Origin of the sequence: Caballeronia sp. ATUFL_F1_KS4A, assembly GCF_023630905.1 — a bacterium.
In the GTDB taxonomy this organism is placed as follows: Bacteria; Pseudomonadota; Gammaproteobacteria; order Burkholderiales; family Burkholderiaceae; genus Caballeronia; species Caballeronia zhejiangensis.
This window is the reverse complement of sequence record NZ_JALQEB010000018.1, coordinates 1-15,067: the sequence shown is the minus strand read 5'-3', so window position 1 is coordinate 15,067 and position 15,067 is coordinate 1. Positions and strand designations below refer to the sequence as shown.

12 protein-coding genes are annotated in these 15,067 nt (G+C 61.9%); 5 read left to right on the top strand and 7 right to left on the bottom strand.

The genetic code is table 11. The features are described 5' to 3' along the window. Window positions 1-16: 16 nt before the first annotated feature. On the bottom strand, window positions 17-607 hold the full coding sequence (locus tag NCS03_RS13120; RefSeq protein ID WP_008352697.1) for a YbhB/YbcL family Raf kinase inhibitor-like protein: 591 nt from the start codon (window positions 605-607) through the stop codon (window positions 17-19). A 292-nt stretch (window positions 608-899) separates the two neighbouring features. On the opposite strand from NCS03_RS13120, the gene NCS03_RS13115 reads away from it, so the two are divergent. Further along, window positions 900-1,613: a response regulator gene (locus NCS03_RS13115; protein WP_008352699.1), complete on the top strand. Its 714-nt coding sequence runs from the start codon at window positions 900-902 to the stop codon at window positions 1,611-1,613. Window positions 1,614-1,695: 82 nt separating this feature from the next. Here the strand turns inward: NCS03_RS13115 and NCS03_RS13110 are convergent, their stop codons facing one another. Further along, window positions 1,696-2,382 (bottom strand): orotate phosphoribosyltransferase, encoded by a 687-nt coding sequence (locus NCS03_RS13110; protein ID WP_008352701.1) that lies wholly within the window; start codon window positions 2,380-2,382, stop codon window positions 1,696-1,698. Between the two features lie 295 nt (window positions 2,383-2,677). Between NCS03_RS13110 and NCS03_RS13105 the strand changes: the two genes are divergently transcribed. Both NCS03_RS13105 and NCS03_RS13100 read left to right on the top strand, forming a co-directional pair. Next, on the top strand, window positions 2,678-3,919 hold the full coding sequence (locus tag NCS03_RS13105) for an MFS transporter (protein ID WP_250435327.1): 1,242 nt from the start codon (window positions 2,678-2,680) through the stop codon (window positions 3,917-3,919). A gap of 251 nt (window positions 3,920-4,170) precedes the next feature. Next, on the top strand, window positions 4,171-6,444 hold the full coding sequence (locus NCS03_RS13100; RefSeq protein ID WP_250529243.1) for an NADP-dependent malic enzyme: 2,274 nt from the start codon (window positions 4,171-4,173) through the stop codon (window positions 6,442-6,444). Between the two features lie 69 nt (window positions 6,445-6,513). Here the strand turns inward: NCS03_RS13100 and NCS03_RS13095 are convergent, their stop codons facing one another. Continuing rightward, window positions 6,514-10,089, bottom strand: a complete 3,576-nt coding sequence (locus NCS03_RS13095; protein ID WP_250529242.1) for an indolepyruvate ferredoxin oxidoreductase family protein — start codon at window positions 10,087-10,089, stop codon at window positions 6,514-6,516. A gap of 345 nt (window positions 10,090-10,434) precedes the next feature. On the opposite strand from NCS03_RS13095, the gene NCS03_RS13090 reads away from it, so the two are divergent. Next, the gene (locus tag NCS03_RS13090; RefSeq protein WP_008352707.1) at window positions 10,435-10,644 is read left to right on the top strand and encodes a hypothetical protein; all 210 of its coding nucleotides are present in this window, start codon (window positions 10,435-10,437) and stop codon (window positions 10,642-10,644) included. 94 nt (window positions 10,645-10,738) lie between these two features. Here NCS03_RS13090 and hppD read toward each other — a convergent pair whose 3' ends face one another. Next, window positions 10,739-11,842 (bottom strand): 4-hydroxyphenylpyruvate dioxygenase, encoded by a 1,104-nt coding sequence (gene hppD / locus NCS03_RS13085; protein WP_008352709.1) that lies wholly within the window; start codon window positions 11,840-11,842, stop codon window positions 10,739-10,741. 145 nt (window positions 11,843-11,987) lie between these two features. Here hppD and NCS03_RS13080 point away from each other — a divergent pair, with 145 nt between their 5' ends. Beyond that, window positions 11,988-12,491: an Lrp/AsnC family transcriptional regulator gene (locus NCS03_RS13080; RefSeq protein ID WP_008352710.1), complete on the top strand. Its 504-nt coding sequence runs from the start codon at window positions 11,988-11,990 to the stop codon at window positions 12,489-12,491. 75 nt (window positions 12,492-12,566) lie between these two features. Here NCS03_RS13080 and NCS03_RS13075 read toward each other — a convergent pair whose 3' ends face one another. The 3 genes from NCS03_RS13075 to NCS03_RS13065 all read right to left on the bottom strand — a co-directional run bounded on the left by NCS03_RS13075 (window position 12,567) and on the right by NCS03_RS13065 (window position 14,891). After that, entirely contained in the window at window positions 12,567-13,163 is a 597-nt protein-coding gene (locus NCS03_RS13075; RefSeq protein WP_235366314.1) for a GNAT family N-acetyltransferase, read from the bottom strand. 288 nt (window positions 13,164-13,451) lie between these two features. Further along, complete coding sequence (locus tag NCS03_RS13070; protein ID WP_008352714.1) at window positions 13,452-14,057, bottom strand: TetR/AcrR family transcriptional regulator; 606 nt, start codon at window positions 14,055-14,057, stop codon at window positions 13,452-13,454. A 33-nt stretch (window positions 14,058-14,090) separates the two neighbouring features. Beyond that, window positions 14,091-14,891 carry a DUF1835 domain-containing protein gene (locus NCS03_RS13065; protein WP_034473234.1) on the bottom strand — a complete coding sequence of 267 codons (801 nt, stop codon included), beginning with the start codon at window positions 14,889-14,891 and terminating at the stop codon, window positions 14,091-14,093. Window positions 14,892-15,067 lie beyond the last annotated feature (176 nt).

Sequence of the window (15,067 nt, the reverse complement as noted above, 5' to 3'; positions counted from 1 at the left end):
GGTTCTCGACGTCCGACTATCGCCCGTATGTGAAGGTGAGTCGCGCGCTGGCGATGGCCATTGTGCGGATTTCGTGTTCGAACATGAGTGCGGGCGTGCCCTGGCGCAAGCGCAGATCGGCGCTGTTGAGCGCGTACACGGTCACGATGTAGCGATGCGGCTTGCCGGGCGGCGGGCAGGGGCCGCCGTAGCCGTCCGTGTCCCAGTCGTTGCGCGCTTCGATGGCGCCCAGCTTGCGCAGCGCGCCCGAAGCGCTCGCGTTGTTCGGCAGCCGATCCGTGCCGGCGGGAATGCCGGCGACGGCCCAGTGCCACCATCCGCGCCCCGGCGCGTCGGGGTCGAAGATGGTCACGGCGAAGCTGCGCGCGTTCGAAGGCGCGCCATGCCAGGAAATTTGCGGCGAGCGGTTGCCGCCCTTGCACTCGGATTGATCGAAAAGCAGATCGCGCCCGATAGTCTTGCCCGGCGCGAGATCCGTACTGGTCACGGTGAAGACCGGATCGGCTGCAGCGTCGCGCGAAATGGGAAAAACCGCCGCCGCCAAGGCGATGAACAGTACTGATACGACATGGCCACTCGAACTCACGCGTCGGCCGGTGAGGCGCATGGGCTGAACTCCTGTCAGTATCGCCGCGCGTTATAGCAGCGTTTCGCTGGCCGCAACGATGTTTTTTGTCTCAGTGATGCGCTTCGAACCAGCTTGCAGTTTAACATTGCAACAAAGCATTAAAGCTTGGATTCCTTGGGACTTAACCGATGGCGCATTGTGCGCTCGCAGGTTTGGACGTAGTGAAAGCAGCGCCTTGACGGCGACGACTTCCGACTCTATTGAATGTAGAAATGAGTAATTCGATGCAGATTCGCGCGGCAACAAATCGACTGAAATACAGGAGAGTTAAATGAGCCAGCGAATAAAAGTCATTATCGCAGACGACCATCCGGTGATCCTTTTCGGCGCGACGCAGGCGCTCAACAAGTTTCCGGAGGTTGACGTCGTCGGGCAGGCGCGTCAGTCGACCGAACTCATCCAGTTGCTTCAGAAGTCTCCCTGCGACGTTCTTGTCACCGATCTCGCCATGCCCGGCGGTTCGTACGGCGACGGCATGCCCTTGCTCGGCTACATCGGACGGCAGTTCCCGCGGGTCAAACTCGTCGTGCTGACGATGCTCGAGAATCCGGCGTTGCTCAAACGTTTGCGCGAGGTCGGCGTGATGTCGATCATCAACAAGGCCGACGACATGAATCACATCGGATGGGCGATCCAGCACGTGATGCGCGGCCAGGAATACCTCGGGCCGTCGGTGAAGGTCGCGCTCGACAGCATGGGCCTCGGCGCGAGCGGGCAGCAGCGCAGCGTCATCCTGTCAAAGCGCGAGCTCGAAGTGGTGCGCCTGTTCGTCTCGGGCATGACGATCACCGAAATTGCGGCTCAATTGCGGCGCAGTATCAAGACGATCAGCACGCAAAAGAATACGGCGATGCGCAAACTCGGCATCGAGCGCGATTCGGAATTGTTTCAGTACGCGCAAAGCAACGGATTAATGAACCTGTCGGCGTATTCCGGCGACGGCTCGCTCGACGATTCCTCGCTTTCCAATCCGAACTCGCTCTAGTTCGTCCGCTTGCAGAATTAAAAAAACCGCTGAGTTTAATCAGCGGTTTTTTGCATTTTCATTGCCTTGCGACTGTCAATATTTATTGCGGAGCCGCAGTTGCGCCGCCGTGCGCGGCCGACCATTCCGCCGGCGCATGCAGGAATTTCTCGACTTCATCGAGCGTCTTCGTCTCGAAATAGCCCTGTTCCTTCGCGACGCGCAGCACGTCCCACCATGTGGCGAGCGCGTGCAGATCGACGTCGATGTCCTTCAGCACGGACACGCTTTCCTTGAAGATGTTGTAGTGGAAGAGCACGAAGCAGTGATTCACCGTCGCGCCCGCGGTGCGCAGCGCGTTGATGAAGTTGATCTTGCTGCGGCTGTCGGTGGTCAGGTCCTCGACCAGCAGCACGCGCTGGCCTTCGGTCAGCAAACCTTCGATCTGCGCGTTGCGGCCGAAGCCCTTCGGCTTCTTGCGCACATATTGCATCGGCACCATCAGGCGATCGGCGATCCACGCCGCGAACGGGATGCCAGCGGTCTCGCCGCCGGCGACCGCGTCGATCTGCTCGTAGCCGACGTCGCGCAGAATGGTCGCTTCGGCCATCTCCATCAGGCCGCGGCGCACGCGCGGGTAGGAGATCAGCTTGCGGCAATCGATATACACGGGGCTCGCCCAACCGGACGTGAAGATGTACGGTTTTTCCGCGTTGAAGTGCACCGCCTGCACTTCGAGCAACATCTTGGCGGTGGTGTCGGAGATCGTCTGGCGATCGAAGCCTGTCATGGGCGAATCCTTGGACTTGTGTGGCGCTTGGAAAGCGGGAGGCGGCCGCGCGGGCCCTGGCGCATGGATCGACGCGGAAAGAGCATTCCTTTCGGATGGCTTTTGGCGTTTCCTGCGCGCGTGTCGACGGGACTTGGCGCTTCGGCGCGTTAGTTCGGCGCCTTAAGGCCGTCCCATGCACAGCTAGCCCGCCATTTTACCCGAGGCGGCGAGGCGGGGCGAATTGTTTGCAGGTTGTGAAGCCGCGCCGCTCGCGCGTAAACTCGCGGCGCCGTTGCGCAACTTCACATCGCCGATGACATCCGTTCCCTCTACACAAGATTCCAGCGTCGCGCCCACACGCCACGCGCTGCAGGCGCTCATCGCGTCCGTTCTCGGCTACGCGATGGACGGCTTCGATCTGCTGATTCTCGGCTTCATGCTGCCCGCGATCGCCGCCGACCTGCATCTCACGCCCGCGCAATCCGGCGCGCTCGTCACGTGGACGCTCGCCGGCGCGGTCGCGGGCGGCATCGTGTTCGGCATGCTGTCCGACTATTTCGGCCGCGTCCGCATGTTGACCTGGACGATTCTCGTGTTCGCCGTCTTCACCGGTTTATGCGCGCTCGCGCAGGGCTACGGCGATCTGCTGATTTACCGCACCATCGCCGGGATCGGGCTGGGCGGGGAATTCGGCATCGGCATGGCGCTCGTCGCCGAGGCGTGGCCCGCGCGTTTGCGGGCGCGCGTGTCGTCGTATGTCGGAATCGGCTGGCAACTGGGCGTGCTCGCCGCCGCGCTCGTCACGCCGTTGCTCCTCCCCCTGATCGGCTGGCGCGGCATGTTCGCGGTGGGGCTGCTGCCGGCGGTGGCGTCGTTTTTCGTGCGGCGGCATGTGGAGGAACCCGCGCTCTTCACCGAACGCCGCGCGGCCGCGAAAGCGAACCGCGCCCGCAAGCTGCCGCTCAAACGTCTCTTCGACGACGCCCGCACCGCGCGCGCGAGCATCGGCGTCATCATTCTGTGCTCGGTGCAGAACTTCGGCTATTACGGGCTGATGATCTGGCTGCCGAGCTATCTGTCGAAGACGTTCGGCTACTCGCTTACGAAATCCGGTCTCTGGACCGCGGCCACCGTGCTCGGCATGGCGCTCGGCATTTGGCTGTTCGGTCTCGCGGCGGATCGCTTCGGGCGCAAGCCCGCGTTTCTCGTCTATCAGATCGGCGCGGTCGCGATGGTCTTCGTCTACTCCAATCTGACGAGTCCGTCCGCGTTGCTGATCGGCGGCGCGGTGATGGGCGTGTTCGTGAACGGCATGCTCGGCGGCTACGGCGCGCTGATCTCCGAAATCTATCCGACCGAAGCGCGCGCGACAGCGCAGAACGTGCTGTTCAACATCGGGCGCGCGGTGGGCGGTCTGGGACCGGTCGCGGTCGGCGCGCTGGCGGCGCGCTATTCGTTCGCGGTCGCGCTCGCGTTCCTCGCGTCGATCTATCTGCTCGATGTCATCGCGACGCTCTTTCTGATCCCCGAAAAGCGCGGCGCCGAGCTCGTCTGAGCGTGCTTGATCGGACGAAATTGCGCTGAAACGTTGCATCGCGTCATTTCAAGTGCGCGGTGTACACTGGACGTCCCAAAAAAACCAAGGCTCCGTCCGCTCGTGACATCCTTCCGAGCGGCACGTTGCGTCTATCCGACGTGCCGAGCCGTGATACTTGGTCCATCGATTCACATTTCCGCATTCATTGCAGCACGGTCGACGGCAGTGTGAACCCTGTTCAAATAATTCCCAAACGTCTCAGGTCAATCATGGACGAACAACTCAAGCAAAGCGCCCTCGCGTATCACCAGAATCCCCGCCCCGGCAAGATTTCGGTTACTCCGACCAAGCCGCTATCCAACCAGCTCGATCTCTCGCTCGCGTATTCGCCGGGCGTCGCGGCCGCTTGCATGGCGATCTACGACGAACCGCTCGACGCGCAGAAGTACACGTCGCGCGCGAATCTCGTCGGCGTCGTGACGAACGGCACGGCCGTGCTGGGACTCGGCAACATCGGCCCGCTCGCGGCCAAGCCGGTGATGGAAGGCAAAGGGTGCCTGTTCAAGAAGTTCGCGGGCATCGACGTGTTCGACATCGAGTTGGCTGAAACCGATCCGGACAAACTCGTCGATGCGATCGCGATGCTCGAACCGACGCTCGGCGGCATCAATCTCGAAGACATCAAGGCGCCGGAATGCTTCTATATCGAGAAGAAGCTGCGCGAGCGCATGAAGATTCCCGTTTTCCATGACGATCAACACGGCACGGCGATCATCGCTTCGGCGGCGATTCTCAATGGCCTGAAAGTGGTCGGCAAGAAGCTCGAGGAAGTGAAGCTCGTCTGCTCGGGCGCGGGCGCGGCGGCGATCGCGTGTCTGGATCTGCTCGTGCATCTGGGTTTGAAGAAGTCGAACACGCTCGTGATCGATTCGAAGGGCGTGATCTACGAAGGCCGCGGCAATCTGGATGCGTCGAAGGAGCGCTATCAGGCGTCGACCGACGCGCGCACCCTCGCCGATGCGATGCACGGCTGCGACGTGTTCCTCGGCTGTTCCAGCGCGGGCGTGCTGAAGGCCGAGATGGTCCAGACGATGGCCGACAAGCCGCTGATTCTCGCGCTCGCGAATCCCGAGCCGGAAATCCGCCCGGAAGAAGCGAAGCGCGTGCGTCCGGACTGTATCGTCGCGACGGGCCGTTCGGACTATCCGAACCAGGTCAACAACGTGCTGTGCTTTCCGTTTATCTTCCGCGGCGCGCTGGATGTCGGCGCGACGACGATCACCGAAGAGATGAAGCTCGCGTGCGTGCGCGCGATCGCGGAACTCGCCGAAGAGACCGATCAGGGCGATGAAGTCGCGAAGGCATACGAAGGTCATTCGCTGGAATTCGGTCCGGAATATCTGATTCCGAAGCCGTTCGATCCGCGCCTCATCATCAAGATCGCGCCGGCTGTCGCGCAAGCCGCGATGGATTCGGGCGTGGCGACGCGTCCGATCAAGGACATGGACGCGTATCGCGAGACGCTCGGCGCGACGGTGTATCGCACGGGCATGGTGATGCGCCCGGTGTTCGCGGCGGCGAAGGCGGCGCCGGCGCGCATCGCGTTCGCGGAAGGCGAGGACGAGCGCGTGCTGCGCGCCGCGCAGTTCGTGCTGCTGGAGAAGATCGCGAAGCCGATCATCATCGGGCGTCCGGCGGTTGTCGAGATGCGTCTGCAGAAGATGGGCTCGAAGCTGAAGCCAGGCGTCGATTTCGAGATCGTGAATCCGGAAGACGATCCGCGTTATCAGAAGAGCTGGCAGGCGTATCACGAGATCGCCGCGCGTCAGGGCGTGACGCCCGAAAGCGCGAAGGCCGCGCTGCGCAAGTTCAACACGCTGATCGGCGCGATTCTGGTTCATACCGGCGACGCGGACGGGATGATCTGCGGTCTCATCGACACGTATCAGGATCATCTGAAGTTCATCGATCAGGTGCTCGGCAAGGCCGAAGGCGCCAACAACTTCGCGGCGATGAACTTGCTGATGCTGCAAGGGCGCAATCTGTTCATCAGCGACACGTACGTCAATGAGACGCCGACGGCCGAACAACTCGCCGACATGACGATTCTCGCCGCGCGCGAGATCGAGCGTTTCGGCGTGCAGCCGAAGGTCGCGCTGCTGTCGAATTCGAACTTCGGCAGCGTGCCGAGCGCATCGGCGAGCCGGATGGCCGATGCGCGCAAGCTGATCGCCGAGCGCGCGCCGGATCTCGAAATCGACGGTGAAATGCACGGCGACGCGGCGCTCTCGGAAGCCGTGCGCAAGGCTTCGTTCCCCGGCACGACGCTGCATGGCGAGGCGAATCTGCTCATCATGCCGAACGTCGAGGCGGCGAACATCACGTATAACCTGCTCAAGATGGTGAGCGGCGAAGGCGTGACGGTCGGGCCGTTCTTGTTGGGTGCCGCGAAGCCGGTTCATATCCTCACGCCGGCGGCGACCGTGCGTCGGATCATCAATATGACGGCGGTGGCGAGCGCGAATGCGCGCGTGGCGAAGTAAGGTTTATTTGCTGCGCTGAAAGAAAAACGGCGATCCGGAAAGGATCGCCGTTTTTTTTGAGCCAGCGCGTCAGGCTACTTGTCGCTTTTCGTCGCCCTGCGGATCGCGCCACCGTCCCAGCAACTTCTCCCACTTCAGCTTCGCGGCCTTCACATTGTTTTCCTTGATGTGCCCATACCCGCGCATCGAATCCGGCAGATTCGCCAGTTCGATCGCGAGCGGCAGCTTCTCTGCCGTCAATCCGCCGATCAGCTCCTTCACCAGCGCTTCGTATTCGCCGATCAACGCGCGCTCCATCTTCCGCTCCTCCGTGCGTCCGAACGGGTCGAGCGCCGTCCCGCGCAGGAACTTGAAACGAGCGAGAACACGCATCGCGGACATCATCCACGGGCCGTACTGCTTCTTCACCAGATGCCCATGCGAATCCTTCTTCGACAAGGAAGGCGGCGCGAGATGCACCTTGATCTTCCAGTCGCCTTCGAAGCTCCCGCGAATCTTGTCGAGGAAAACCGGATCGGCATACAGGCGCGCGACTTCGTACTCGTCCTTATAAGCCATGAGCTTGTGAAGATTCTTCGCGACAGCTTCCGTCAACGAATAATCACCGGTTCCGAGTTCCGCTTCCTTCGCGCGCACCGACGCGACCAGCCGCCCATACCGCGCCGCATAAGCCGTGTTCTGATACTTCGCGAGATAGTCGAGCCGCTTGTCGATGAGCGTATCGAGCGCCTTCGGCGTATGCAGCGCAATGATCTTGCCCGGCGCGTCTTGCGTTTGCGTCCCGTGAGCGAGCCGCGTAACCGACGAAAGATCGTGCGCCGCGCGTCGTCCCCATTCGAACGCCGCGAGATTCTTCTCGACCTGCACCGCGTTCAATTCGATCGCGCGCACCAGCGATTCATGCCGCAGCGGCACCCAGCCCTTCTGCCACGCAAACCCGAGCACGAACGGATTCGTATAAATCGCGTCGCCCATCAGCGCGACGGCGAAGCGGTTGGCATCGACGAGCGCGACGTGCTCGCCCGCCGCCGCGCGGATATCCGCCTCGGCGCTCGCGCCCGGAAAGCTCCAGTTCGGATTCTTGATGAACTCGGCGGTCGGCGTTTGCGCGCTGTTCACGACGACACGCGTGTGGTCCGGCTGCATCCGCGAGCCGCATTCGTTGCTCGCGGTCACGATCGCGTCGCAGCCGATGACGAGATCCGCCTCGCCCATCGCGATGCGCGTCGCGTGGATATCGGCAGGACGATTCGCGATCTGCACGTGGCTCATCACGGCGCCGCCTTTCTGCGCGAGACCGGTGACGTCGAGCACGGTGACGCCTTTCTGCTCCAGATGCGCCGCCATGCCGAGCAGCGCGCCGATCGTCACGACGCCCGTTCCGCCGACGCCCGTCACCAGCACGCCATACGGCCGCCCGATTTCCGGCAGCTCGGGCGTGGGCACGGCGGGCATCGCATCGCTCGCGACGCTCGTCGCCTTGGGTTTCTTCAACTGCCCGCCTTCCACCGTGACGAAGCTCGGGCAGAAGCCGTTCAGACACGAATAGTCCTTGTTGCACGTCGACTGGTTGATCTGCCGCTTCGTGCCGTACTCGGTTTCGAGCGGTTCCACCGACAGGCAATTCGACTTCACCGAGCAATCGCCGCAACCTTCGCACACGGCCTCGTTGATGACGACGCGCTTCGCCGGATCGGGAAACGCGCCGCGTTTGCGGCGACGCCGTTTCTCGGTGGCGCAGGTCTGGTCGTAGATCAGGATCGACGTGCCCGGAATGTCGCGCAACTGGCGCTGGATATCGTCGAGTGCATCGCGATGATGCACGTCGATGCCCGGCGCGAGTCCGACGTTCGCCGTGTACTTCTCCGGCTCATCCGTGACGATGACGATCTTCGCCGCGCCTTCCGCCGCGAGCTGATGCGTGATCTGCGGCACGGTCAGCACGCCGTCGACGGGCTGGCCGCCCGTCATCGCGACGGCATCGTTGTAAAGAATCTTGTAGGTGATGTTCACCTTCGCCGCGATCGCCGCGCGGATCGCGAGCAGGCCCGAATGGAAGTACGTGCCGTCGCCGAGATTCGCGAAGACGTGCTTGTCGTTCGAGAACGGCGCCTGGCCGACCCACGCGACGCCTTCGCCGCCCATCTGGCTGAACGTGCTCGTGTTGCGGTCCATCCAGACCGTCATGTAGTGACAGCCGATTCCGGCCATTGCGCGCGATCCTTCCGGCACGTTCGTCGACGTATTGTGCGGACAGCCCGAGCAGAACCACGGCTTGCGCTCCGCCTCGACGCGCGGCCGCGCGAGCGATTTCTCCTTCGCGTCGATCACGGCGAGGCGCGTCGCGATGCGCGCACGCACGTCGGCGGGGAGATCGAACTTTTCGAGGCGCGTGGCGATCGCCTTCGCGATGATCGCGGGCGACAGCTCGTAGTGCGCGGGCAGAAGCCAGTTGCCCATCGGCACGGACCATTCGCCGCCGGCGCCGTCTTTCTCGTCGAACTTGCCGTAGACGCGCGGACGTTGCGCATCCGGCCAGTTGTACAGCTCTTCCTTGATCGCGTATTCGAGAATCTGGCGCTTTTCTTCGACGACGAGAATCTCTTCCAGCCCGCGCGCGAATTCCTGCGCGCCTTGCGCTTCCAGCGGCCACACGCAGCCGACCTTGTAGAGACGAATGCCGATTTGCGAACACGTCGCGTCATCGAGGCCGAGATCGGTCAGCGCCTGACGCACGTCGAGATACGCCTTGCCGCCGGTCATGATGCCGAAGCGCGCGTCCGGCGAATCGATTTCCACGCGGTCGAGCTTGTTCGCGCGCACATAGGCCAGCGCCGCGTACCACTTGTAGTCGAGCAGACGCGCTTCCTGCACGAGCGGCGGATCGGGCCAGCGGATGTTCAGGCCGCCGTCGGGCATCGCGAAATCGGTGGGCAGCACGATTTGCGTGCGATGCGGATCGATATCGACCGAAGCCGACGACTCGACGACATCTGTCACGCATTTCATCGCGACCCACAGGCCGGAGTAGCGCGACATCGCCCAGCCGTGCAGGCCGAAATCGAGATATTCCTGCACGTTCGACGGAAACAGCACCGGCAGTCCGCACGCCTTGAAAATGTGCTCCGACTGATGCGCGAGCGTCGACGATTTCGCGGCATGGTCGTCGCCGGCGAGCACGAGAACGCCGCCGTGCTTCGCGGAGCCAGCGGAGTTGCCGTGCTTGAAGACATCGCCCGAGCGATCGACGCCCGGACCTTTGCCGTACCACATCGAGAAAACGCCGTCGTATTTGGCGCTCGGGTACAGGTTGACTTGCTGCGAGCCCCACACGGCGGTGGCGGCCAGATCTTCGTTCACGCCCGGCTGAAACACGATCTGATGCCCGGCGAGATGCTTCTTCGCCTTCCAGAGGGACTGATCGAGACCACCGAGGGGAGAACCGCGATAACCGGAGATGAATCCGGCCGTATTGAGACCAGCGGCTTTGTCGCGCTCTTGCTGGAGCATCGGCAGACGCACCAGCGCCTGGATGCCGCTCATGTAGGCGCGGCCGCGTTCGAGCGTGTATTTGTCGTCGAGCGTGACGGACTTCAGCGCGGCTTCTAGCGAAGCTCTCTGTTCTGCGTCTAGCGGGGCGTTCATTATGTGTCTTCCTCCACCCGAGGTTTGGGATCACCAAAGCATGTTTCGGGCCGTCGCGTCTTATGAACGGTCGGGCCGGGATTCCAGTTTGCCGGTCTAAGGGTTTTCGAGACAGTGGGACAAACCCGTTAAAAATTCCTCGCTTGGTTGCGCTTTGCGTCAATTCCTTGACGATTTGACCGTGATCGGGAAGGTTTTGTTACATCGTGTAAAACCGACCGATCTGCGGAACCCTGCCGCTCATCCCTGTCTAAAATGGCGCTTCCGGAAATCCCGTGCCATCTTTTTAAGCACGTTTTGGCTTCCGAAAGCGAGTTGTACGCAAGCAGTTAGAAGGAGATAACGATGAAACAACGCCACATCCAGAATTTCTTGATGGTTTCGGCAGCCTTTTTCGCCATTAGCGCGCCCGTTGGTGGCGCACGGGCGAATAATGCCTCGCCGTTCGGGGCGTCGTCGGTTGCACAGGTCGCGCAAGTGCGCGTTCAGTCGGTTCAGGCTGGCGCCCAACAGCGCCGCGAATCCGAAAGCAGCGACGACGAGACGGCGGGCTGACCCGGTCGTCGCGGTCCGCGCCGACAAAGCGGGTCGCCGGAATGGAAAAAGGGACATGAAATTCATGTCCCTTTTTTTGTGCCGCTCGTATTTCTTAGCTCGCGGTGGTGTCCTTCAGCACGCCACGGCGCATTTGATCCAGTTCGATCGATTCGAACAGCGCCTTGAAGTTGCCTTCGCCGAAGCCCTGATTGCCCTTGCGCTGAATGATCTCGAAGAAGATCGGCCCAATCTGGTTCTCCGTGAAGATCTGCAACAGGATTTCGTCCTTGGTGCCGTCGATCAGAATCTTGCGCTTTTTCAGTTCCGCGACGGATTCGCAATGCCCCGGCACGCGACGATCGACGAGTTCGTAATACGTGTCGATGGTATCGAGCAGCGCGATCTTCGCGCCGCGCAGTCCGTCGACGGTGCCGTAAATGTCGCCCGTGCCGAGCGCGATGTGCTGAATGCCTTCGCCGTGATACGCGTCGAGATATTCCTGAATCTGGCCGGCGTTCTCCGAGCCTTCCTCGTTGATCGGAATGCGGATCTTGCCGCAGGGCGAGGTCATCGCTTTCGACTTCACTGCCGTCACCTTGCCTTCGATATCGAAGTAACGCACTTCGCGGAAGTTGAAGAGCCGCTCGTAGAACTCCGCCCATTCGACCATGCGGCCGCGATGCACGTTGTGCGTCAGGTGATCGATATACGTGAGGCCGTGGCCGACCGGATTCTGCTCCGCGCCCGGGATCGGCTCGAAATCGACGTCGTAAATGCTGATATCGCCGATGCTGCCCGGCTGCGCGCCGTTCTTGCCGCGCCAGCGATCCACGAAATAGATCAGCGAATCGCCGATGCCCTTGATCGCCGGGATATTCAGCTCCATCGGACCGGTCTTGTTGTCGAAACCCCAGGCGCCGAGTTCGAGCGCGCGCTGATACGCCTTGGCGGCATCGGCGACGCGGAATGCGATCGCGCAGATCGACGGCCCGTGCAGACGCGCAAAGCGCTGCGCGAAGGAATCCGGCTCCGCGTTCACGATGAAGTTGATTTCCCCTTGCCGATACAGCGTCACATCCTTGTGACGATGCTTCGCGATCGCCGTGAAGCCCATCTGCTCGAACAGTTTCCCGAGCGCGACGGGATCCGGCGCGGTGTATTCGATGAACTCGAAGCCGTCGGTGCCGACGGGATTGTCCCAAGTCGTTGCGGTCATGCATGTCTCCTGATTGGCGTGCGGCGCGTGTGCGCGACGTGAAGACAGTTTAGTCAGATGGCGATGGCAAAAACTTGCGAAACAAATCGCGCATTCATAAGATTGCGCACGATACTGCTAATCGAGTGCATTCCGGAGCTATGAAATGGCCGAACCCGAATTGGACATGATAGACCGCCGCATTCTTGCGATCCTTCAGGAAAATGGCCGGCTGTCGAATCAGGAGATCGCCGAGCGCGTGAATCTGTCGCCGAGTCCGTGCTTGCGGCGCATCCGTCGGCTGGAGGAGATCGGCGTCATTCGCGGGTACGTCGCGTTGCTCGACGCAAAAAAACTCGGGCTCGGCTTGCTTGCCTATATCAACGTGCGTCTGGAAAAGCGCGGCGGCACGCAGGCCGCGGCGGGCACGCCGAAGGCGCCGACGCACGGCGATCTCTTTCGCGAAGCCGTGCGTTCATGGCCGGAAGTCGTCGCGTGCGACGCGATGACCGGCGAGATGGACTTTCTGCTGCGCGTGCAAGTGCGCGACATGGATGACTTTTCGCGCTTCGTGCAGGACGAGTTGCTGCATCATCCATCGGTGATCGACGTACGCTCGAGCTTCTCGCTGGAGCGCATCAAGGAGACGACGGTTCTGCCGTTGCGCTGAAATGAAAAAGGGCGGTCGATGCCGCCCTTGCTGGTCCCGCTCGCAGCGCAAACCCCGCGCTGTTCTCGATGATGGTTAAGCTGCGTCCGCCGTCGGAACGAACGCCTGAAAAACCTGCGACGCACGATGCGCCTGGCGCTTGATCGCGTAGTCGAACACGGCCGCTTGTTCCTGGAGCATTTCGGCCATGATGCTGGTCTGATCGGCCGGCGCGAGCGACAGATAGGCGTCCGCTTCGCCGTACGCGTACTCGATCTTCATGCCCGACTTCTTCGCGATGTGCATCATGGTCGAGTTGCGCGACAGGCAGTGCATGTAGAGCACCGACACGTGCGTGTTGCGGCTGCGCATGGCGGCGCGCTCGAAGAGCTTCGAGCCGACGCCGCGGCCGCGGGCGCTTTCGAGCACCGACACGCCGAACTCGGCGGTGCGCTTGTCGCCTTCGGCGGGCAGATAGGCCAGATGGCCGACGCCGATCAATTCGAGCGCGCTGCCGAAGACACCGAACACCTTGTCGTCCGCGAAATTGATGTTGCGCACGTAGTTCTCGATGACGTGGTCCGGCACGATCTGGCCGAACCGCAGAAGACGGTCGTCTTCATCGAGCGCGAGGAAGTGCGTGAGGAGACGCTCGCGATCCGCCGAAGACAACTCGCGGACGAGAACCGGCATACGCGCGTCTTTGAGCGGCTGATCGTGCGCGACGATCTGCTCGGCAGTGCGGTTGATAGTCAGTTCCACGGTCGTTTCTCCTTCGATTCGTCATGCAGCGTGCTGCAAAGCAAAACGAATTCTAGCCGATCTGGGAGAAGCGAGTACGGGAAAACCCTTAAAACCGATTAGGCGTGACGTTCTAAACGACCGCTGAAATCAATTTAGGTCAATGAAATCAGTCGCTTAACAGATTGGCGTGAACGCAACGGTTCACCGACCGGTGAGTCTGTTGTGCCGCAGCATTTTCTAACGGTCGACGTTTAACCCATTTTCGATCATGTCGACGACCTGCTCGGCGAATTCGCTGTAGCCGAGCTTTCCGCCCGGCTTGAGCCAGGTGAACGTCCAGTTGATCATGCCGAACACCATCATCGTGAGGGCGGTCTGATTGTCCTTGGTCGCGCGTTTCGGATACGCGCGCGCCAGTTGTCGCGCAAACGCCGCCACGATGTCGCGCTGACGATCGAGGACGATTTCGCGCTGCGCCTCTTCGAGATACTTCACGTCGTTCAGCAGCGCAACGTGCCGGCTGTGCGACGTCTCATATTCGGCGAGGAACGCGCGCACGAGCTCGGCGAACGCCTCGCGCTCGCCCAGTCCGCGCCGCTGGCTCGCGCCTTCGACCTCCGCGATGATCAGCATCAGCCGCTTCGTGTAGCGATCGAGCAGATCGAAGAGGATCGCTTCCTTGCTCTCGTAATAGTGATAGAGGCGGGCTTTCGACGTGCCGCTCGCCGCGGCGAGATCGGCCATCGAGGTACTGGGATAGCTCGTCTGCGCGAATTTCGCGGCGGCGAGTTCGAGGATCTGTTCGCGTTGCGTCTCGTGATCGGGCGCTTTGGTACGGGCCATGTGTTCGAAGAATGCGTTCTTATAAATATGGATTCAGCGGCGCAGTTCGGCCTGACTGATTTCGGACGGCGTGCCGCGGATTTTAAGCCGTCCCGCCATCACGAGTTCGCGGCAACGCCAGAACGCGACGGCATCGGAGAGCAGGAAATCGAAGCGCTGTGCCATCGCCGCGCCGGCGATGCGGGCGGCCGGCTTCCATTCTGGACTGGCGAGATCGAGCAGCGCTTCGTCGACGTCGGTCCACGTTCCCGATACGAGCATGTTGTCGCGCAGCCGGCGCGTTTCCGCGTTGGCGTACTTCGCTTCCTGCCATTCGAGCGCGAGCCGGCTGATGCGCAGCACGGAAATGGGCGCGGCGGTCGGCAGCTTCGCGACCAGTTGCTTCGGCGAGAACATGCCGACGGCCGTCGCGCGGTCTTCGCGGCTGACGCGTTGCGGCTCGCTGTCGTCGGTTCCGATCGACAGATCGTCGTACGTGAGTTTTGCTTCGTTCAGGCGCTGCGGCGCATTGCGCAGATGATAGGCGACGCGTCGCAACGTGAGCTGATCCGCCGCGCTCTGACCGTGCCACACGACGATCTGTCCGTCGCCGCGCGCGAGGCGGGTGAAGAGCGCCTGTTGCTGTTCGAGTTCGTCTTCGAAGTCGATGCCGCTCGTTATGATCTGACGCCAGAACGTGGCGCGCGCGAGCACGGATTCGTCGATGTCCCTGAGCGGACCGACGGCGAGATCGTCGCGCAGCGCGATAACGCGCTCATCGCGTTCCGCGCGCAGCAGGGCTTCGGTGAGCGATTGGGCCGCGCTATCGCCATTCGTGACATGAATCGTGTTCATCGGTGTCGGCTGCCGGAAAGACGAAAGGACCGCTCGGGTGAGCGATCCTAGTTTACGCGAATCGAATGCCGGCGGGACGTCGCTTACCGCTCGTCGAAACTCACAACCACGCGCTCGCTCACCGGATGGCACTGGCAGGTCAGCACGAAACCCTCATCGATCTCGTGTTGTTCGAG